Origin of the sequence: Emcibacter sp. (assembly GCF_963675455.1) — a bacterium.
GTDB lineage: Bacteria > Pseudomonadota > Alphaproteobacteria > Sphingomonadales > Emcibacteraceae > Emcibacter.
The window spans coordinates 2,800,763-2,821,657 of the sequence record NZ_OY776217.1 but is presented as its reverse complement, the minus strand read 5'-3'; the positions used below and the strand labels follow the sequence as shown (position 1 = coordinate 2,821,657).

Sequence of the window (20,895 nt, the reverse complement as noted above, 5' to 3'; positions counted from 1 at the left end):
AAAGAGTATTTATATACTGATTTACAGGAAATAAGCCGTATGAAAGAATCCCTTTTCAAAAGTGAAAACTTTTCTTGACGATGTTTATTTCTATCCGTAAAAGGTCATTACTCTTTTAGGGCGGGTGTAGCTCAGTTGGTTAGAGCGCCAGGTTGTGATCCTGGATGTCGCCGGTTCAAATCCGGTCACTCGCCCCATTATCTCTCTTTAGAAACCTTATATATTATCCCCGAACATTTTGGTTTAATGCAGTCTGCAGGGCTGTACAAAAAAATTCTATTTGTTACCCTGTAGTTTCCCAAATCACATTCACCAAAACCAAAAAATATAAGGGGATATACAAAATGAAATCCAAATTACTTTCCTCAGTCGCTTTGCTGGCAGCTCTGGGGCTTGTCGCTTGTTCTGAAGGCGATAAAACAGCGGGAAATGCTGCACAGGAAAACCAGGTCGTCCAGACCAGTTCAGCCCAGGTGCAATCAGAGTCAGAGCGCCTTAACGAGTTCTTTGAAAAAAGCTTCATGGAAGTCGTTATGGATAGTCCTGAATTCCAGACCTATCTGGGCATGATGGAAAATTCCGGCCAGTGGGACGAATATACAGAAGAAAAGGCGGCCCGCGACCTGGAAAGAACAAAACGCGATCTGGCAACTCTGAAGGCCGATTTCGACTTCGACAAGCTGAACCCAGCCACGAAGCTGAGCTACCGGCTTTTTGAGCGGGCGGCAAACGAGGAAATCGAAGCCTATGAGTGGCGTCATCACAGCTATCCCCTGAACCAGATGTTTGGCTGGCAGTCCCGCATGCCGGCCTTTATGATCAATTTTCACAGGGTATCGTCGGTAAGTGATGCGGAAGGTTACGTGTCCCGTCTTGAAAATGTTCAGCCGATGGCGGAGCAAAGGTTTGAGCAGTTGAAGATACGTGAGGAAATGGGCATCCTGCCGCCCAAATTCGTCTATGATCACGTCATCCGCGATGCCGGCAACATGCTGAAGGGCGCACCGCTGGATGATGGTGAGGATCATACGCTTCTGGCTGATCTGAAAAGCAAACTCGAAAAGATAGAAATTGACGAGGCTAAAAGAGCAGAATTGATCAAGCGGGCGGAGGCGGCCATTGTCAATTCCGTCAAACCGGCCTTCGAAAAACTTGTTGAGGTTGCCAAGGCCGAACAGGCCATGACAACAACGGATGATGGCGCCTGGAAACTGCCGGAAGGGGCGGATTATTATAATTTCCGTCTTCGCCAGATCACCACAACCGATATGACCGCTGATCAAATTCATGATCTCGGCCTGGCAGAAGTAGACCGCATTCATGGCGAAATGCGGGCCATTATGAAGAAGGTGGGATTTGAAGGATCGCTGCAGGACTTCTTTGAATTTACCCGGAAGGACAAACAGTTCTATTATGATGAGACCGAGGAGGGTAAAGCTGCCTACCTGGCGCGGGCCACGGAAATCATCGACACCATGAAGGGCCGGCTTGACGAGGTCTTTATCACCAAGCCGAAAGCGGACCTGATCGTCAAGGCGGTGGAGCCGTTCCGGGAAAAATCAGCCGGCAAAGCCTTCTACAGTCGCCCGGCACCGGACGGCAGCCGTCCCGGTATCTATTATGCCAACCTGTATAAAATGTCGGATATGCCCACATATCAGATGGAGGCTCTGGCCTATCACGAAGGTATACCGGGCCACCATATGCAGCTGGCCATCATGCAGGAACTGGAGAATGTGCCTAAATTCCGGAAGTTCGGTGGCTATACGGCCTACACGGAAGGCTGGGGTCTCTATTCGGAATTCCTGCCCAAGGAAATGGGTTTCTATGAAGATCCCTATTCCGATTTCGGGCGTCTCGCAATGGAACTCTGGCGCGCCTGCCGTCTTGTCGTTGACACAGGCCTGCATGCTAAAAAATGGACTCGCGAACAGGCTATCGACTATCTGGGCACCAACACGCCGAATCCGCACGGCGATGTGGTCAAGGCCATCGAGCGTTATATTGTCATGCCGGGGCAGGCCACGGCCTACAAGATCGGCATGATTAAAATTCAGCAGTTGCGTGAAAAGGCAAAGGCCGCACTTGGCGATAAATTTGATATCCGGGAATATCATGAAGTGGTTCTCAAGGACGGAGCATTGCCTTTGGCTATCCTGGAGGAACAGGTTGATGCCTGGATCGTCAGCAAGCACGACAGCTGACAGGCTTTGTTGTCAATAAGGGATTAAGAACGGGCAATGGATAAAATGCCGGAAGTATTGCTTTCGACTGCTGAAATGGGGCAGGCGGATCGCCTGACCATCGAGGGAGGCATTCCAGGAAGACAGCTTATGGAAGCTGCCGGCCAGTCCATTGCCCGCATAATTCTGGAAAAAATATCTCCGGGGCGCACGCTGGTGTTGTGCGGCCCGGGTAATAATGGCGGCGACGGGTTTGTTGTCGCCCGTGAACTGAAGGAGAGGGGCTGGCCGGTCACTCTCATGCTTCTGGGGAAGAAGGAACAACTCAGAGGTGACGCCCGTATCATGGCTGATTTGTGGGTCGGTGATATAGTGCCTTTATCCTCCCATGGTGTGAAGAATTATTCACTTGTCGTGGATGGCCTGTTTGGCGCCGGGCTTGATCGTCCGCTGGAAGGCGAGGCGGCAGAAATGGTTCACGCCGTTAATAGCTGCGCCGCAACGAAAGTCGCCATCGATGTACCCAGCGGCCTCAGCGGGAATAGCGGGCTTGCCCTTGGCGCCTGTGTCGAGGCCGACATGACGGTGACGTTTTTCAGGCGCAAGCCGGGACATGTGCTCTATCCGGGCAAGGCTCTGTGCGGAGAGGTTCATGTTACCGATATAGGTATATCCGATCGGGTTCTGGAAGATATCCATCCCAGGACCTGGGTGAACAGCCCGTTGGTATGGGAAAATCGCTTTCCCAGGCCACAGGCGACGGGCCATAAATACACCCGCGGTCACGCCGCAATTGTCAGCGGCGACCTGGCCCATACCGGGGCCTGTCGGCTGGCGGCGAAAGCGGCGCTCAGGATAGGGGCGGGACTGGTCAGCGTGATCTGTGACCGCGAGGCGGTGGCGGCCCACGCGGCCCAACTGACGGCCGTTATGATCAAATGCTGTGAAAACCCGGATGATTTTCATCAGCTGTTGCATGATGTGCGACTGAATGCCTGGTGCGTCGGGCCGGCAAACGGGGTAACGGACGAGACCCGGGAAAATGTACTGGCTATCCTGCATGCGGGGAAACATGTTGTCATCGATGCGGATGCCTTGAGTATCTTTAAGTCGGATCCAGAAGAACTGTTTGCGGCAATCCAGTCCTTTGGCAGACAGGATGCAGCCTGCGGCACGGTGCTCACCCCGCATGAAGGTGAATTTGCCCGGATATTTCCCGGCCTGCTTGGCGAAGGTGATGCCTGTGACAGACTGGCTGCAGCCCGGAAGGCTGCCAAGCTGTCCGGTGCTGTTATTCTGTTGAAAGGGCCGGATACAGTTGTGGCCGGTCCGGCCGGCCGGGCGACAATCATGGAAAATGCGCCGGCTGATCTGGCGACGGCGGGATCGGGAGATGTATTGTCCGGTCTGGTGACGGGGCTTCTGGCCCAGGGCATGCCGGCCTATGATGCGGCCTCGGCTGCGGTCTGGATCCATGCCGAAGCAGCCAGGATTTTTGGGGCCGGGCTGACTGCAGAAGATATCGAGCCGACGATACCGCACGTCCTGTCAGAGCTGCGCGAGAGGCTGCCTTAAATATCCCGGAAAGGGCTGGACAAAATCCGGTGCATCGATTATCAGATGCGCCAATATCTGACCGGCCCGCGGCAAATCATCAGTCTGATGAAAGTGCCTCATCTTTTTTTGTGGAAATTTATCTGCAATTGACTATAAAGGCGGGTCTGAATGCCATGTTGGACATTTGCGGGTGTGGCGAAATTGGTAGACGCGCTAGATTTAGGTTCTAGTGTCTTCGGACGTGGGGGTTCAAGTCCCTCCACCCGCACCAAATGACCGCGAAAAATTCAAAGGTTTTCTCCATCGTCATGGCGAGGGAATTTAATTTTAACAGGCTGCAAGTGCAGCCGAGAAAAATACAGAGCGAACAATGCAGGTAACTGAAACAAATTCTGAAGGTCTCAAGCGCGGATATAAAGTTGTAATCTCAGCTGGCGACATTGAAACAAAACTCAACAGTGAACTGGAAAAGGTTCGTGCCCAGATCAAAATGCCGGGGTTCCGCCCGGGCAAGGCACCGATTTCCCTCCTGAAAAAACTTCACGGCAAAAACCTTATGGGACAGGTTCTGGAAGAGACCATCAATTCCACCTCCCAGAATGTTCTCGAGGAGCAGAAGGTGCGTCCGGCAACCCAGCCGAACATTGCCATTGATGAAGGCTATGAAGAAGGCAAGGACCTGGAATATACCATGTCCCTGGAAATTGTTCCCGAATTCGAAATTCCGGATCTTTCCAAGCTGAAACTTGAAAAACTGGTCGCTGAGCCTGCTGCAGACCAGGTCAAGGAAGCCCTTGAAGGCATTGCGGCACAGCAGAAAAATTACAAAAAAGCGGCCAAAACATACAAGGCCGCCGAAGGTGATGCGGTCCTGATCGATTTCCTCGGCAAGCTTGACGGGGTTGCTTTCGACGGTGGTGCCGGTGAAGATTTCCAGCTTGTTCTGGGATCAAGTGCTTTTATTCCCGGTTTTGAAGATCAGCTGATCGGTGTCAAGGCCGGTGATGAAAAAGAAGTCAATGTGACGTTCCCTGAGAACTATCAGTCTGAACAGCTGGCTGGCAAGCCTGCTGTATTCGAAGTGACTGTCAAGGAAGTTCAGAAACCTGAAGCTGCCAAAGTTGATGATGAACTGGCGACAAAGCTTGGTCTGTCCGACCTTGCTGCGCTGGAAGAAGCCGTCAAGGGCCAGCTTTCTCAGGAAACTGACAGCCTGTCCAGAACCTGCCTGAAGCGCTCCCTGCTGGATGCCCTGGCTGACCTGGTTGATTTTGATGTGCCTTCCGGCATGGTTGACATGGAATTCGAGCAGATCTGGAATCAGCTTAAAATGGACATGTACCGTGAAGCGTCAGAAGGAAATGCCGATCTGAAACCTGAGGAAGTTGAAGAGCCCGGTGATGATGTGAAAGAGGAATATAAAGCCATTGCAGAACGTCGTGTGCGTCTGGGGCTGCTTCTTTCCGAAATCGGCCAGCAGAACAAGGTAACAGTCGGTCAGGAAGAAGTGACCCGCCAGATTGCCCAGGAAGCACGCCGTTTTCCGGGACAGGAAAAGCAGGTCTTTGAATTCTACCAGAGCAACCCTCAGGCAATGGCGCAGGTCCGTGCACCGTTGTTTGAAGAAAAAGTGGTTGATTTCATCCTGGAGCAGGCCACTGTCGCCGAAAAACCGGTTACACGTGATGACCTGATTGCCAAGCTGGAAGAAGATGAAGCTGCCGAAACTCCGGTAAAAGGCAAGAAGGCTCCGGCCAAAAAAGCTGCAGCGAAAAAAGCACCGGCCAAGAAAGCTGCTGCAAAGGCTCCTGCTAAAAAAGAAGCCCCGAAAGCTGCGGCCGAAAAGAAACCTGCTGCCAAGAAAGCCCCGGCCAAAAAAGCTCCGGCTAAAAAGGCCGCTGCTAAAAAAGATGACGCCTGAGCATTTAGTTGTTGAAATTTCAGCGCGTATATAAAATATAATTAAAGAAATGTGAGCGGGCGTCGGTTATGATGCCCGCTTTATCACTTAAAGCAGAGGATAAGCTGTAATGAGCGACCCAATCGATACCTATATGAATACTCTTGTTCCCATGGTTGTGGAGCAAACCAGCCGTGGGGAGCGTTCATTTGACATCTATTCCCGTCTCCTGAAGGAAAGGATTATTTTCCTGACGGGGCAGGTGCATGACGGGGTTTCAAGCCTGATTACAGCCCAGCTTCTTTTCCTCGAGGCTGAAAACCCGAAAAAGGACATTTCCTTTTACATCAACTCACCGGGTGGTGTGGTGACGTCCGGCCTTGGTATTTACGATACCATGCAGTATATCCGTCCGAAGGTGACGACCATCTGTATCGGACAGGCCTGCTCAATGGGCTCGCTTCTTCTGGCCGCCGGTGAGCCGGGGCAGCGTTACGCCCTGCCGAACTCCCGCATCATGATCCATCAGCCTTCCGGCGGTGCCCAGGGCCAGGCTACAGATATTGAAATTCATGCCCGGGAAATCCTTGAGCTGCGCAAACGTCTGAACAAGATGTATGTGAAACATACCGGCCAGCCACTGGATGTGATCGAGGAAAACATGGAACGTGATAACTTCATGTCTCCGGAGCAGGCCAAAGACTTCGGCCTCATTGACGAAGTCTACGAGAAACGCCTGGGCGATTCCTCTGATTCCTGATTTGGCGGCACTTTTTTTAAGCGGGAGTGGTAACCGTCAGTTTACCATTCCCGTTAATTAATTGTTTTACACTTTCTCCTAAGATCAATTCAAATTATCCGTTGTATTGTGCAGAGAATCCCTTAGAACTATATAGGAAAGCATGCGACGGCTGATTTTGATACGGAAAATGATCCGCTGTCAGAAAAAAGCAGCCTCTGGCGAAAAAATCCGTTGAGATTTTGCAATTAGTCGGAGTAGCATGTTTGGGAAGTTATTAGGAACAGGAACATATGACCAAATCTACATCTGGCGATTCAAAAAGCACTCTCTACTGTTCTTTCTGCGGCAAGAGCCAGCATGAAGTCAAAAAACTGATAGCCGGACCTACTGTCTTTATCTGTGATGAATGCGTTGAACTCTGTATGGATATTATCCGGGAAGAGAACAAGACATCCCTGACAAAATCCAGCGACGGCGTTCCTTCACCGCATGAAATCCTTTCTGTTCTCGACGATTATGTCATCGGCCAGAACCAGGCCAAGAAGGTGCTCTCTGTCGCTGTACATAACCATTACAAACGTCTGCAGCATGCAGGGCAGAGCAACGACGTTGAACTGGCCAAGTCCAATATCATGCTTGTCGGTCCGACCGGTTGCGGTAAAACCCTGCTGGCGCAGACCCTGGCCCGTATCCTTGATGTTCCTTTCACCATGGCTGACGCAACCACGCTGACCGAAGCCGGTTATGTGGGCGAGGACGTGGAAAATATTATTCTCAAACTGCTTCAGTCCGCTGATTATAATGTCGAACGCGCCCAGCGCGGTATCGTTTATATTGACGAAGTGGACAAGATCAGCCGCAAGTCTGACAATCCCTCCATCACCCGCGATGTTTCCGGTGAGGGGGTTCAGCAGGCCCTGCTGAAAATCATGGAAGGTACCGTGGCCAGTGTTCCCCCGCAGGGTGGACGCAAGCACCCGCAGCAGGAATTCCTGCAGGTGGACACCACCAACATCCTGTTTATCTGCGGCGGCGCCTTTGCCGGCCTTGACAAAATCATCGGGGCTCGCCGGGAAGGCAAATCCATCGGCTTTGGCGCCAATGTTTCCAGCGAAGAAGATCGCCGTGTTGGTGATCTGTTGATGGCACTGGAGCCGGAAGATCTCCTGAAATTCGGCCTGATTCCTGAATTCATCGGTCGTTTGCCGGTTCTGGCGACCCTGACCGATCTGGATGAAGGCGCTCTTGTCGAGATTCTCTCCAAACCGAAAAACGCTCTGATAAAACAGTATCAGCGTTTGTTTGCCATGGAAGAAGTGGAACTGACGTTCACTGAAGACGCCCTGATGGCTATTGCCCGTCGTGCCATTGCCCGCAAGACCGGTGCCCGTGGTTTGCGCTCGATTATGGAAGACATTCTTCTCGACACCATGTTCGAGCTTCCCGGGCTAGAAGGCGTTGAAGAGGTTGTGATCAATGCCGACGTTGTCGATGGCAAGGGTCTGCCCCTGTATATTTATACAGACAAGAAGAAAGAAGAAGCTGGCGGCGCCGGCGCCTGATTTTGTCAGGCGCCCCCTCGCTTTGACATTTTTGCAGTCTGATCTTGAATATTTCCCGTTTGTTCTTACTTGAAGTGTTAAAGTAACACTCAGTATTTAGGCATAGGTGAAAAAATTTGGTAACGCCAATGAAATCAGTATATCCAGTATTACCTCTTCGCGACATTGTCGTTTTTCCGCACATGATTGTGCCCCTGTTTGTGGGACGTGAAAAATCGGTCAAGGCGCTTGAGGACGTAATGGGAGATGACAAGAAAATTCTGCTCATTTCCCAGAAAGACGCTAACCAGGACGATCCGGGTGTAAATGACATTTATGAAATCGGCACCCTGGCGACTGTATTGCAGCTTCTGAAACTTCCGGACGGAACTGTCAAGGTTCTGGTAGAGGGAAGTGAACGTGCAAAAGTCACCAAATTCCTGGAAAATGAAGAATTTTTCGAAGCAGAAGCAGGCGTTTTGTCCTCGACCGGATTGGATAATCCGGAAGTGGAAGGGCTTGCCCGTTCGGTGATCGGACAGTTTGAGCAATATGTCAAACTGAACAAGAAAATTCCGCCGGAAGTTCTGGCTTCTGTCAAACAGGTCGAAGACGCTGAAAAACTGTCAGATGTGGTTGCCTCCCATCTTTCCCTGAAGATTTCCGACAAACAGGATCTTCTGGAAAATACGGATGTGGAAAAACGTCTGGAAAAAGTATTCGGTGTCATGGAAAGCGAAATCGGCGTCATGCAGGTGGAAAAGAAAATCCGCCGCCGTGTGAAAAGCCAGATGGAAAAAACCCAGCGCGAATATTATCTGAACGAGCAGATGAAGGCCATTCAGAAGGAACTTGGTGAAGGTGAGGAGGGACGTGACGAACTTTCCGAGCTTGAAGAAAAGATCGCCAAGACCAAGCTGTCCAAGGAAGCGCGGGAAAAAGCCACGGCCGAGCTGAAAAAGCTCAAATCCATGAGCCCGATGTCTGCCGAAGCGACCGTTGTCAGAAATTACCTCGACTGGATTCTGTCCCTCCCCTGGGGCAAACAGTCCAAGGTCAAAACCGATCTTTCCAAGGCAGAAGAGATTCTCAATGCCGACCATTACGGTCTGGGCAAGGTCAAGGAACGCATTCTGGAATATCTCGCCGTTCAGCAACGGACGAAAAAGATCAAGGGACCTATTCTGTGTCTGGTCGGGCCTCCGGGTGTTGGTAAAACATCCCTCGGCAAGTCCATTGCCCGGGCAACCGGTCGTGAATTCGTGCGCTTCTCTGTCGGCGGTGTGCGGGACGAAGCGGAAATCCGCGGGCACAGACGGACCTATATTGGTTCCATGCCGGGTAAAGTGGTGCAGAGCCTGAAGAAAGCCGGCGCATCCAATCCGCTGTTCCTGCTTGACGAGATCGACAAGATGGGTGCTGACTATCGCGGCGATCCGGCTTCGGCGCTGCTCGAGGTGCTTGATCCTGAACAGAACAACAAGTTCAACGACCATTACCTGGAAGTTGACTATGATCTGTCCAATGTGATGTTTATCACAACGGCTAATACGCTCAACATGCCGCAGCCTCTGCTTGACCGTATGGAGATCATCCGTCTGTCCGGTTATACCGAAGACGAAAAGGTGGAGATCGCCAAACGCCATCTGGTCGGCAAAAAGATTGAAGATCACGGCCTGAAAGAAGGTGAATGGTCAATTTCCGATACGGCGCTGCGTGACCTGATCCGTTACTATACCCGGGAAGCCGGGGTGCGTAACCTGGAACGTGAAATTGCCAATCTTGTGCGCAAGGCGACAAAAGAAATCGTCCTTGGCAAGAAGAAGGCCGTTCATGTGACCACCCGCAATCTTGAAAAATATGCAGGTGTTCGCAGGTTCCGTTATGGCGAGCTGGAGGAAAAGGACATGGTCGGTGTAACAACCGGACTGGCCTGGACCCAGGTTGGCGGCGAAATTCTGGCTATTGAGGCCATTGCGTCTCCTGGCAAAGGGAAGTTTACCATTACCGGCAAGCTCGGCGATGTGATGCAGGAATCTATCAAGGCTGCGATGAGCTTTGTCCGCTCCAAGGCCGTTGAATTCGGTATCCAGCCCAATGTCTTTGACAAGACGGATATCCACATTCACGTACCGGAAGGGGCGACCCCCAAGGACGGACCGTCTGCCGGTGTTGGCATGATCACGTCCATTGTTTCCGTGCTGACGGGAAAAGCCGTGCGCCGCGATGTGGCCATGACTGGTGAAATCAGCCTGCGGGGCAGGGTACTGCCGATCGGCGGCCTGAAGGAAAAACTACTTGCGGCCCATCGCAGCGGAATCAAAAAGGTTCTTATCCCGATCGACAATGAAAAGGACCTGGCGGAGATCCCGGACAATGTGAAAAAAGGTCTGGAAATTGTTCCCGTCTCCACGGCCCAGCAGGTGCTTGAGCATGCCCTGGCATCGCCGCTGATTCCCCTGGAACCGGAGGAAGTGGAGGCCATCGCACCGCTTGCCGAGGGTAAAGGCGAATCTGACTTTGAGGCTCAGCTGAGACATTAGATTTTCCGCCAGAAATACCTAAATATTTAAAGATAAAACGCCCATCCGTCACGGATGGGCGTTTTTTGGTTCGGAAAAGTTTTTTTCTATCAATGTCAAGAGAACTTTATTGCAAAAAACGGCGGATTTGTGAGGTTTTCCCTTTGACGGAAGAAAAAATGCTGTCTACACTGCACCGGCTTCATAACTATTTCAGTAGAGACTTACACAAAGGGGAAGATAGTGAATAAGAATGATCTTATCGCCAGCGTCGCAACAGCCGCTGATATCTCAAAAGCAGACGCCGCTCAAGCTGTAGACGGTGTATTCAATGCAATTACTTCAGCACTTTCTTCTGGTGACGAAGTTCGCCTGGTCGGCTTCGGTACATTCAGCGTAGCAGCTCGTGCTGCCAGCGAAGGCCGCAATCCGCGCACAGGTGAAAAAATTCAGATCCCTGCGTCCAAGCAGCCTAAATTCAAGGCAGGCAAGGCTCTTAAAGATGCTGTAAACAAGTAATTTTTTTACTGTTTCCAGAGGCGGTCGGCAAAAAAAATGCCGACCGCCTTTTTTATTCTTTACAACGGCATGAACAAACGTTAGACATGCACCCACACAGCGGAAACGTTGTAATAATTTGGTAAAAATCGGGCGATTAGCTCAGTTGGTAGAGCGCTTCGTTTACACCGAAGATGTCGGGAGTTCGAGTCTCTCATCGCCCACCATTTTACCAGATAAGACAGTAGCTTAGTCCTGTTGACCACAGGGCGAAAAAACTTTAAAAGCTGCTTGACTTGATCGGGGTGATCCCCTAAATCAGTCACATCACACCCACGGGGGTGTAGCTCAGTTGGTTAGAGCGCTGGCCTGTCACGCCAGAGGTCGCGGGTTCGAGCCCCGTCACTCCCGCCATTTTTCCTGTATAAACCACCAAGCATATTTAACCTGATGCTTACAGATGCATCCGGTGGCCCCGGCGTTTTATTTTATTGGAATTTCTCAAAAAAGTCCTTGGCAACACGCCTCCGGAAGGTCTATTAACAGGCCATGGAGTTCTTGAAGTTCAACGGGACCGTTTGAGCGGGATTTAGCAAAATAAATACCAGTTAAATGTTTCCAATCGCATGTGCCTGCGCTATGTAGGACAGGACTTTCAAGTAAGGCCGAAATCTAAAGGCAGTGGTTTCGGTGGATGGGTGGAACCTGCCTGTGAGTTGACCGCTATTAGAAGGGGTAGGGCATAGATGAATGATATGCTGCTCGAATATCTTCCGATCCTGATTTTCTTTGTTATCGCTATTGTTCTGTCCGGGGTATTTGTGACCCTGCCGATGCTTGTTGCAAAACAGGCGCCGGATGCAGAAAAGCTCTCGGCCTATGAATGTGGCTTCGAGGCTTTCGGCGACGCCAGGAAGCAGTTTGATGTGCGTTTCTACCTGGTAGCAATTCTCTTTATTATTTTTGACCTGGAAGTAGCCTTCCTTTTTCCATGGGCTGTGGCGTTAGGCGACATCGGCATCTTCGGATTTACCTCCATGATGATATTCCTCGGTGTGCTGACCATCGGTTTTATTTATGAATGGAAAAAGGGCGCACTGGAATGGGAGTAAAGATGTCTCAGGAAATGTCCTCACCTGAAATGAAAACTGAAATGGCGAACCTCGAGCAGGACGCCTATTTTAAATCCATTTCGGACGAACTTGCCGACAAGGGCTTTGTCGTTACCCAACTGGATGATGTTATCGCCTGGGCCCGCACAGGATCCCTGTGGTGGATGACTTTCGGTCTGGCCTGTTGCGCCGTGGAAATGATGCATTCCAGCATGCCGCGTTATGATGTGGAAAGATTCGGTTTTGCCCCGCGTGCCTCCCCGCGTCAGTCTGACGTGATGATTGTGGCCGGAACGCTGACCAACAAAATGGCGCCGGCCCTGCGCAAGGTATACGACCAGATGTCCGAGCCGCGCTATGTGATTTCCATGGGAAGCTGTGCCAATGGGGGTGGTTATTACCATTATTCCTATTCAGTAGTGCGCGGATGCGACCGCATCGTGCCTGTGGATATTTATGTGCCGGGCTGTCCGCCGACAGCAGAGGCACTGTTGTACGGAATTCTGCAGTTGCAGAAAAAGATTCGCCGTACGTCGTCCATTGACCGGTAGAGCGGGAGACTGTTGATGAGTAATCAGGAAGCACTCGAGGAACTGCGCGAACATATCTCCGCCGCCTTGCCAAATGATATCAATGAAATTGTTATTGCTTTTGACGAAATTACCTTGCTGGTTCGCGCTGATCGTATTGTCAATGTTCTGACATTCCTGAAAAACGATGCGAGCTGCAAATTCACCCAGCTTACCGACTTGTGCGGAGCCGATTATCCGGACCGTGCGAAGCGGTTTGATGTTGTTTACCAGCTGCTGAGCGTGACCCAGAACCAGCGCCTTCGTGTCAAAATCGAAACCGATGAGGAAACACCGGTGCCGTCTGTGGTCGAGGTTTATCCCGCTGCTGAATGGTATGAACGCGAAGCCTGGGACATGTATGGAATTATGTTTGACGGCAATCCGGACCTGCGTCGTCTTCTGACCGATTATGGTTTTCAGGGTTTCCCTCTGCGCAAGGATTTCCCGCTGACCGGCTATGTAGAGCTGCGCTATAGCGAGGAAGAGAAACGTGTGGTTTACGAACCTGTTCAGCTTACCCAGGAATTCCGGAAATTTGATTTCATGAGCCCCTGGGAAGGTGCGAAATATATTCTGCCCGGCGATGAAAAGGCCGAGAGCGGGCAGGAGGGTAAATAAATGTCTGAAGTGGATATCAAGAACTTCAACCTCAACTTTGGCCCGCAGCACCCGGCAGCCCACGGCGTTCTGCGTCTGATTCTGGAGCTGGATGGTGAAATTGTTGAGCGTAGCGACCCCCATATCGGTCTTCTGCACCGGGGTACGGAAAAGCTGATCGAGAATAAAACCTATCTCCAGGCGATTCCCTACTTTGACCGTCTGGATTATGTGGCGCCGATGAACCAGGAACACGCCTTTGTTCTTGCCATCGAAAAGCTGATGGGAATCGAGGTGCCGGAACGCGGTCAGTATCTGCGTGTTCTGTTTTCGGAAATCGGTCGTATCCTCAACCATATCCTGAACGTGACGACACATGCCATGGATGTTGGCGCCCTGACGCCGATCCTGTGGCTGTTCGAGGAACGCGAAAAGCTGATGGAATTTTATGAAGGGGTCTGTGGGGCCCGTCTTCATGCCAACTATTTCCGTCCCGGCGGTGTGCACCAGGACATGCCGGCAGGCATGGCCGAGGAAATACTGAAATTTTGTGATGAGTTCCCGAAAGTCCTTGCAGATACCGAGGGACTTATTGTGGAAAACAGAATCTTCAAGCAGCGGAATGTGGACATCGGCGTGATCAGCCAGGAAGATGCTCTGGCCTGGGGCTATACCGGTCCCATGTTGCGCGGTACAGGCATTGCCTGGGATATCCGCAAGGCCGAGCCTTATGATTGTTATGACAAGCTGAAGTTTGATGTAGTGGTTGGCAAACACAGCGACTGTTATGACCGATATATTATTCGTCTTGAGGAAATGCACCAGAGCCTGGCCATTATCCGTCAGTGTATCGAAAGGATGCCTGAGGGGCCGGTGATGTCGGTGGATAACAAGGTGACGCCGCCGCGTCGTGCTGACATGAAAAATTCCATGGAAGCCCTGATTCACCATTTCAAACTTTACACCGAAGGCTTCAAGGTGCCTGAAGGTGAGGTTTATGCAGCTGTCGAGGCACCAAAGGGTGAATTCGGCGTTTATCTGGTTTCGGATGGTTCCAACATGCCGTACCGGTGCAAGATTCGCGCCCCCGGGTATGCCCATCTGCAGTCGATGGATTATATGGCCAAAGGTCACATGCTGGCCGACGTGCCGGCCCTGATCGGGTCCTTTGATATTGTGTTCGGAGAAATTGACCGATGAGCGTGAGTGTCAAAAGCAGCGAAACTTTCGAGTTTACGCCGGAAAATCTGGAGTGGGCCAAGGGCCAGATCGCCAAATATCCTGAAGGTCGCCAGCAGAGCGCGGTAATGCCGCTGCTGCACAGGGCCCAGGATCAGAATGGTGGCTGGGTCACCGTTCCGATTATGGAATATATCGGCGATATGCTGGATATGCCTTACATTCGTGTCCATGAGGTGGCCAGTTTCTATTCCATGTACAACCTTAAACCGGTTGGCAAACATGTGATCGAGGTCTGCACCACCACACCGTGCTGGCTGCGCGGATCCGACGATATCGTCCGGGCCTGCAAGGAAGAGCTGGGCATTGGTTTTGGCGAAACCACCGAGGATGGCCAGTTTACCCTTCTGGAAGTTGAATGCGCCGGGGCCTGTGTGAATGCACCGGTGATCGCCTACAAGGAAGAATATTACGAAGACCTGGACGAGAATTCGACCCGGAACTTCATCAGGGGCATCAAGGAAGGCAAAGTACCTGCTGCCGGTCCGCAGAACGGCCGCTTCAAGGCCTGCCCGATTGGAAAACCCACCAGCCTGACCGAATATGCACCGGCAGACCTGCTCAAGGGAGGGGATAAATAATGCTCGCAGATAAGGATCGCATTTTTACCAATCTCTATGGCTTTCAGGACTGGAACCTGCCCGCTGCCAAGAAACGCGGCGACTGGGACGGCACCAAGGCTCTGATTGAAAAAGGCCATGACTGGCTGATTGACGAGATGAAAAGTTCCGGCCTGCGCGGTCGCGGCGGAGCGGGTTTCCCGACCGGCCTGAAATGGTCTTTTATGCCCAAGGAATCTGATGGTCGCCCGAGCTATCTGGTGGTTAACGCGGATGAGGGCGAGCCCGGCACCTGTAAGGACCGGGAAATCATGCGCCATGATCCGCACAAGCTGATCGAAGGATGCCTGATTGCCGGTTTTGCCATGCGTGCGGTTGCCGCCTATATCTACATCCGCGGTGAATTCGTGCATGAAGCCAATGTGCTGGAAGCCGCCATTCAGGAAGCCTATGATGACGGCCTGATCGGCAAGAACGCCTGCGGTACCGGTTTTGACTTCGATGTTTACGTTCATCGGGGTGCCGGCGCCTATATCTGCGGCGAAGAAACGGCGCTCATCGAAAGTCTGGAAGGCAAAAAAGGCCAGCCCCGTCTGAAGCCGCCATTCCCGGCCAATGTGGGCGTGTTTGGTTGTCCGACGACTGTGAACAATGTGGAATCCATTGCGGTCGTGCCGGAAATCCTGCGACGCGGCGGCGCCTGGTTCGCCGGCATCGGCCGTGAAAACAACACAGGCACCAAACTGTTCTGTATTTCGGGCCATGTGGAGCGCCCCTGTACGGTAGAGGAAGAAATGGGTATCCCGCTCAAGGAGCTTATTGAACGGCATTGCGGCGGTGTTCGCGGCGGCTGGGACAATCTGCTGGCGGTTATTCCCGGCGGTTCTTCCGTGCCTGTACTGCCCAAGGATATCTGTGACGACGTGCTGATGGATTTTGACAGCCTGCGCAATGTTCAGTCAGGTCTGGGTACTGCGGCGGTGATTGTCATGGACAAGTCCACGGACATCGTCAAGGCCATTGCCCGTCTGGCCGCCTTTTACAAACATGAAAGCTGCGGTCAGTGCACACCGTGCCGGGAAGGTACCGGCTGGATGTGGCGCGTGATGGAACGACTGGTCACCGGTCAGGCGGAAGTCAGCGAGATTGACATGCTGCTGGACGTGACCAAGCAGATCGAGGGCCACACTATCTGCGCCCTGGGCGATGCGGCGGCCTGGCCCATTCAGGGTCTGATGCGTCACTTCCGTCCGGAAGTGGAGCGTCGTATCAAAGAATATAAAAGCCAGGCTGCGTAGGAGTAGAAAATGCCAACGCTGACGATTGATGGAAATGAAGTAACAGTCGAGAATGGCATGACCATTCTGCAGGCTTGTGAGCAGGCCGGGGTCGAGATTCCCCGTTTCTGCTACCATGAACGGCTTTCGATTGCCGGAAACTGCCGTATGTGTCTGGTGGAAATGGAAAAGGCGCCGAAACCGGTTGCTTCCTGCGCCATGCCGGCAGGTGACGGTATGGTCATCCATACCAATACGCCGCTGGTGAAAAAGGCCAGGGAAGGGGTCATGGAGTTTCTCCTGATCAACCACCCCCTGGATTGCCCGATCTGTGACCAGGGTGGTGAATGTGACCTGCAGGACCAGTCCATGGCCTACGGGATCGGCCATAACCGCTTCCATGAAAACAAACGTGCGGTAAAAGAGAAAAACATGGGGCCGCTGGTGAAAACAGTGATGACCCGCTGTATTCACTGTACCCGTTGTGTGCGTTTTGCTGACGAGATCGCCGGTGTACCGGCACTTGGTGCGGTTGGCCGCGGTGAACATACTGAAATCACGACTTATGGTGAACAGGCTTTTGCCTCCGAGCTTTCCGGCAATGTGGTTGACCTGTGCCCGGTCGGGGCGCTGACCAGCAAACCCTATGCTTTCACAGCACGCCCCTGGGAACTGAAACATACTGAAACCATTGATGTTCATGATGCACTGGGCAGCAATATCCGGGTGGATGCCCGCGGCCGGGAAGTGTTGCGTGTTCTGCCGCGCCTGCACGACGATGTGAACGAGGAGTGGATCTCCGACAAGACACGTCATGCGGTTGACGGTCTGAAAGTCCGCCGCCTGGATCGCCCCTATGTGAAAAAAGACGGTAAACTTGTCGAAGCGACCTGGAACGAAGCCTTTGCGCTGATTGCCAGCAAGCTGAAAGGCCTTGATGGCAAAAAAGTCGCCGGCCTTGTCGGTGACCTGCAGGATGTGGAAAGCATGTATGCGCTGAAGCTGCTGCTGAATTCACTGGGGTCCGAAAATGTGGAAGGCCGTCAGGCCGGTGAAAAGATTTTCGCCCGTCACCGGGTCGGTTACCTGTTTAATACGGGGGTTGCCGGTATCGAAGAAAGTGATGCCTGCCTGCTGATCGGTACGAACCCTCGCAAAGAATCGGCGGTTCTGAACAGCCGCCTGCGTCGCAAGTCGCTGGAGCGCGGATACCGCATTGCTTCAGTTGGTGAAGAAGCCGATTTGACCTACAAGGTTGAAAACCTTGGCGCGGAAGCTTCTGTTCTGAAAGATATTCTGGACGGCAAGAACGACTTCGCCAAGGTTCTGGACGCAGCAGAAAAACCGATGCTGGTTATCGGGGCCGGGGTTCTGGGCCGGGAAGATGGCGCCGCCATCCTGAAACTCGCCCATGACATTGCCGATAAATACGGCCTGGTCAAAGGCGACTGGAACGGCTTTAACGTTCTTCACAGTGCAGCCGGTCGTGTGGGTGCCCTTGATCTGGGGCTCATTACGGAAGATGGCGTTGAAGGAATTCTCGCCGGTGCGGAAAAAGGCGACATTGAAGTGGTCTTCAACCTGGGGGCTGACGAGATTGATACAAGCCGTCTCGACAAGGCCTTTGTGATCTATCAGGGCAGCCACGGGGATGCCGGTGTGAAAAGCGCCGACGTGATCCTGCCGGGCGTGACCTATACAGAAAAACCGGGCACTTACGTCAATACGGAAGGCCGGGTTCAGCTTGGCCAGCGTGTGATCTTCGGTCCGGGTGATGCCCGCGAAGACTGGACGATCCTCCGGGCGCTGTCCGAGGTGCTGGGCAAGACCCTGCCGTTTAACAATATCAACGAGCTTCGGAGCAAGCTGATCGCGGATCATCCGCAGTTTGCCGAGATTGATGTCAAACCAAGCGAAACGTGGGCTGATTTTGGTGTGGCCGGCGATCTTTCTACTGAAGCATTGGCAAGCTCGATCGATGATTTCTATCTGACCAACCCCATTGCCCGGGCGTCTGCCACCATGGCGGACTGTTCAGCCACTTTCAATGGATCAGGTGCAAGCGAGGAGGCAACAGGAACCAATGGGTGATTTAGTTAATATCATACTGGCCTGGATGGGATTGCCAATTATGGCGTCCTGGCTGACCTATACCGTTACCACGATAGGCTGGATTCTGATTATCGTCCTGCCGCTCCTGATCGCCGTGGCCATGAGCGTTTATGTGGACCGCAAAGTCTGGGCCGCCATGCAGTTGCGCCGCGGCCCCAACGTCGTGGGTCCCTGGGGGCTGTTACAGTCCTTCGCTGACGGACTTAAACTGTTCCTTAAAGAAACCATCATACCGGCTGGTGCCAACAAGGGAATTTTCCTTCTGGCGCCCTGCATTACTTTCATTCTGGCGCTGGTGGGCTGGGCCGTTATTCCCTGGAGTCCGGAACTGGTGCTGGCGGATATCAACGTCGGTATCCTCTATCTCTTTGCCATTTCCTCCCTCGGGGTTTACGGCATTGTGATGTCCGGCTGGGCCAGTAACTCCCGTTACGCCTTCCTCGGCTCGCTTCGTTCCGCCGCGCAGATGGTGTCCTACGAGGTTTCCATCGGTTTTGTGCTGGTCACCGTGCTGATGGTGGTCGGCAGCCTGAACCTGATTGACATTGTCGAGGCCCAGAAGGCGGTTTTCCTCGGTGTTAACGGGTTCTGGTTCACACCACTGTTCCCGATGTTCATTGTCTTTCTGATTTCGGCGCTGGCGGAAACAAACCGTCCGCCGTTCGACCTGCCGGAAGCGGAAGCCGAACTTGTCGCCGGCTATCAGGTGGAATATTCCTCCATGGCTTTCGCGCTTTTCTTCCTGGGCGAATATGCAAACATCCTGCTGATGTGCTGCATGACCAGCATTCTGTTTTTCGGCGGGTACCTGCCGCCTTTCGAGGCCGAGTGGCTGTACTGGATTCCCGGACCTATCTGGCTGTTCCTGAAGATCTGTTTCTTCTTCTTCGTGTTTGCCTGGGTCAAGGCGACCGTACCGAGATACCGTTACGACCAGTTGATGCGGCTGGGCTGGAAAGTCTTCCTGCCGCTCTCTCTGCTGTGGGTATTCCTGACCGGGCTGTGGCTCATAGCCTTTACTGACAAGATTGGGTGATAATAATGGCGTTTCTTGATCATACAGCACGCACCTTTCTCCTGAGCGAGTTTGTTTCTGCCATGTGGCTAACCTTGAAATATATGTTCAAGCCAAAGGCGACCATCAACTATCCTTACGAGAAGGGCCCGCTGAGCCCGCGTTTCCGCGGCGAACATGCCCTGCGCCGCTATCCCAACGGGGAAGAGCGCTGCATTGCCTGTAAACTCTGCGAAGCGATCTGCCCGGCCCAGGCCATCACCATCGAAGCCGAGCCCCGGGACGACGGCAGCCGCCGGACCACCCGCTATGACATCGACATGACCAAGTGCATTTATTGCGGTTACTGTCAGGAAGCCTGTCCGGTGGACGCCATTGTCGAGGGACCAAACTTCGAGTTCGCCACGGAAACCCGTGAAGAGCTGATGTACAACAAAGACAAGCTTCTGGAAAATGGCGACCGATGGGAGCGGGAAATTGCCATGAATCTGGAACTTGATGCACCTTACAGGTAGGGAAAAAACATGATCGCAACAATCTGCTTTTACATCTTTGCCTCGATTACGGTGCTGTCCGGCCTGATGGTCGTGTCCAGCCGTAATCCGGTGCATTCCGTACTCTTTCTGATCCTGGCTTTCTTCAATTCCGCCGCTCTGTTCCTGCTGCTGGGGGCTGAATTCCTGGCCATGATCCTGGTCATCGTTTACGTCGGGGCGGTCGCCGTGCTGTTCCTGTTTGTGGTAATGATGCTGGATATTGATTTTGCCGAACTGCGCAAGGGTGCACAGGCCTACTTCCCGATCGGGGCGCTGATTGGTCTGGTCCTTCTGGTTGAACTGGCTCTGGTGGCCGGGAGCTGGCATCTGACGGAAACCATGGAATTGTCACTGGCCGCCAAGGCGCCGGAAATTACCGAAGTCACAAATACCGAGGCCCTGGGGCGGCTGATCTACACCGACTATGCGTTCCTGTTCCAGATGGCGGGCATGGTTCTTCTGGTGGCCATGATCGGCGCCATCGTGCTGACCCATCGTCAGCGTCCGGGTGTCAAGAAACAGAATATCGGTGATCAGGTTCGCCGTCGTCGCAGCGACGCTTTTGAAATTGTAAAAGTAAAACCCGGTCAGGGTGCCTAAAGAGGGAAGAGGATAAATGGAAATCGCACTAGCACACTACCTGACCGTTGCCGCCATACTTTTCACGCTTGGCATCTTCGGTATTTTCCTGAACCGGAAAAATGTAATCATCATTCTGATGTCCGTGGAGCTCATGCTGCTTGCGGTCAACATCAACCTGGTCGCCTTTTCCTCCTATATGGGGGATATGATGGGACAGGTGTTTGCCATGTTTATATTGACCGTGGCAGCCGGGGAGGCGGCCATTGGTCTCGCCATTCTGGTGATTTATTTCCGTAACCGCGGCTCCATTGCAGTCGAAGACATCAATCTGATGAAAGGATAATAAGAAA

Annotated in this window: 18 protein-coding genes and 4 tRNA genes; all 22 read left to right on the top strand. The window is 52.7% G+C overall.

Annotated elements, in window-relative coordinates; translation table 11 throughout:
- Positions 1–120: 120 nt before the first annotated feature.
- A tRNA-His gene (locus ACORNT_RS13065) sits at positions 121–197 on the top strand.
- A 147-nt stretch (positions 198–344) separates the two neighbouring features.
- Positions 345–2,204, top strand: a complete 1,860-nt coding sequence (locus ACORNT_RS13060; protein ID WP_321391591.1) for a DUF885 domain-containing protein — start codon at positions 345–347, stop codon at positions 2,202–2,204.
- 36 nt (positions 2,205–2,240) lie between these two features.
- Positions 2,241–3,758, top strand: a complete 1,518-nt coding sequence (locus tag ACORNT_RS13055; protein WP_321391589.1) for an NAD(P)H-hydrate dehydratase — start codon at positions 2,241–2,243, stop codon at positions 3,756–3,758.
- Between the two features lie 168 nt (positions 3,759–3,926).
- A tRNA-Leu gene (locus ACORNT_RS13050) sits at positions 3,927–4,011 on the top strand.
- Between the two features lie 99 nt (positions 4,012–4,110).
- The gene (gene tig / locus ACORNT_RS13045) at positions 4,111–5,661 is read left to right on the top strand and encodes a trigger factor (protein WP_321391588.1); all 1,551 of its coding nucleotides are present in this window, start codon (positions 4,111–4,113) and stop codon (positions 5,659–5,661) included.
- Positions 5,662–5,770: 109 nt separating this feature from the next.
- Entirely contained in the window at positions 5,771–6,400 is a 630-nt protein-coding gene (clpP, locus tag ACORNT_RS13040) for an ATP-dependent Clp endopeptidase proteolytic subunit ClpP (protein WP_321391586.1), read from the top strand.
- A 272-nt stretch (positions 6,401–6,672) separates the two neighbouring features.
- Positions 6,673–7,944 carry an ATP-dependent Clp protease ATP-binding subunit ClpX gene (gene clpX, locus ACORNT_RS13035; protein ID WP_321391583.1) on the top strand — a complete coding sequence of 424 codons (1,272 nt, stop codon included), beginning with the start codon at positions 6,673–6,675 and terminating at the stop codon, positions 7,942–7,944.
- 128 nt (positions 7,945–8,072) lie between these two features.
- A complete protein-coding gene (gene lon / locus ACORNT_RS13030; RefSeq protein ID WP_321391580.1) occupies positions 8,073–10,466 on the top strand; it encodes an endopeptidase La in 2,394 nt (797 codons plus the stop codon).
- Positions 10,467–10,688: 222 nt separating this feature from the next.
- Positions 10,689–10,964, top strand: coding sequence for an HU family DNA-binding protein (locus ACORNT_RS13025; protein ID WP_321391577.1), 276 nt, complete (start codon positions 10,689–10,691; stop codon positions 10,962–10,964).
- A 130-nt stretch (positions 10,965–11,094) separates the two neighbouring features.
- Positions 11,095–11,170, top strand: a tRNA-Val gene (locus ACORNT_RS13020).
- A 110-nt stretch (positions 11,171–11,280) separates the two neighbouring features.
- Positions 11,281–11,357 (top strand) — tRNA-Asp (locus tag ACORNT_RS13015).
- Positions 11,358–11,689: 332 nt separating this feature from the next.
- A complete protein-coding gene (locus tag ACORNT_RS13010) occupies positions 11,690–12,055 on the top strand; it encodes an NADH-quinone oxidoreductase subunit A (protein ID WP_321391574.1) in 366 nt (121 codons plus the stop codon).
- Between the two features lie 29 nt (positions 12,056–12,084).
- Positions 12,085–12,606: a NuoB/complex I 20 kDa subunit family protein gene (locus ACORNT_RS13005; RefSeq protein ID WP_420717571.1), complete on the top strand. Its 522-nt coding sequence runs from the start codon at positions 12,085–12,087 to the stop codon at positions 12,604–12,606.
- 15 nt (positions 12,607–12,621) lie between these two features.
- Positions 12,622–13,245 (top strand): NADH-quinone oxidoreductase subunit C, encoded by a 624-nt coding sequence (locus tag ACORNT_RS13000; protein ID WP_321391568.1) that lies wholly within the window; start codon positions 12,622–12,624, stop codon positions 13,243–13,245.
- Positions 13,246–14,424, top strand: a complete 1,179-nt coding sequence (locus ACORNT_RS12995; RefSeq protein ID WP_321391565.1) for an NADH-quinone oxidoreductase subunit D — start codon at positions 13,246–13,248, stop codon at positions 14,422–14,424.
- Positions 14,421–15,044: an NADH-quinone oxidoreductase subunit NuoE gene (gene nuoE, locus ACORNT_RS12990; protein ID WP_321391562.1), complete on the top strand. Its 624-nt coding sequence runs from the start codon at positions 14,421–14,423 to the stop codon at positions 15,042–15,044. The genes ACORNT_RS12995 and nuoE overlap by 4 nt, the downstream gene beginning before the upstream one ends.
- Positions 15,044–16,321, top strand: a complete 1,278-nt coding sequence (nuoF, locus tag ACORNT_RS12985; RefSeq protein WP_321391558.1) for an NADH-quinone oxidoreductase subunit NuoF — start codon at positions 15,044–15,046, stop codon at positions 16,319–16,321. The genes nuoE and nuoF overlap by 1 nt, the downstream gene beginning before the upstream one ends.
- A 9-nt stretch (positions 16,322–16,330) precedes the next feature.
- On the top strand, positions 16,331–18,391 hold the full coding sequence (gene nuoG / locus ACORNT_RS12980; protein WP_321391556.1) for an NADH-quinone oxidoreductase subunit NuoG: 2,061 nt from the start codon (positions 16,331–16,333) through the stop codon (positions 18,389–18,391).
- Positions 18,384–19,448 (top strand): NADH-quinone oxidoreductase subunit NuoH, encoded by a 1,065-nt coding sequence (gene nuoH, locus ACORNT_RS12975; RefSeq protein WP_321391553.1) that lies wholly within the window; start codon positions 18,384–18,386, stop codon positions 19,446–19,448. The genes nuoG and nuoH overlap by 8 nt, the downstream gene beginning before the upstream one ends.
- A 5-nt stretch (positions 19,449–19,453) precedes the next feature.
- Positions 19,454–19,942: an NADH-quinone oxidoreductase subunit NuoI gene (gene nuoI / locus ACORNT_RS12970; RefSeq protein WP_321391550.1), complete on the top strand. Its 489-nt coding sequence runs from the start codon at positions 19,454–19,456 to the stop codon at positions 19,940–19,942.
- Positions 19,943–19,951: 9 nt separating this feature from the next.
- Positions 19,952–20,563, top strand: coding sequence for an NADH-quinone oxidoreductase subunit J (locus ACORNT_RS12965; protein ID WP_321391547.1), 612 nt, complete (start codon positions 19,952–19,954; stop codon positions 20,561–20,563).
- Between the two features lie 16 nt (positions 20,564–20,579).
- Complete coding sequence (gene nuoK, locus ACORNT_RS12960) at positions 20,580–20,888, top strand: NADH-quinone oxidoreductase subunit NuoK (RefSeq protein WP_321391544.1); 309 nt, start codon at positions 20,580–20,582, stop codon at positions 20,886–20,888.
- Positions 20,889–20,895: the final 7 nt, after the last annotated feature.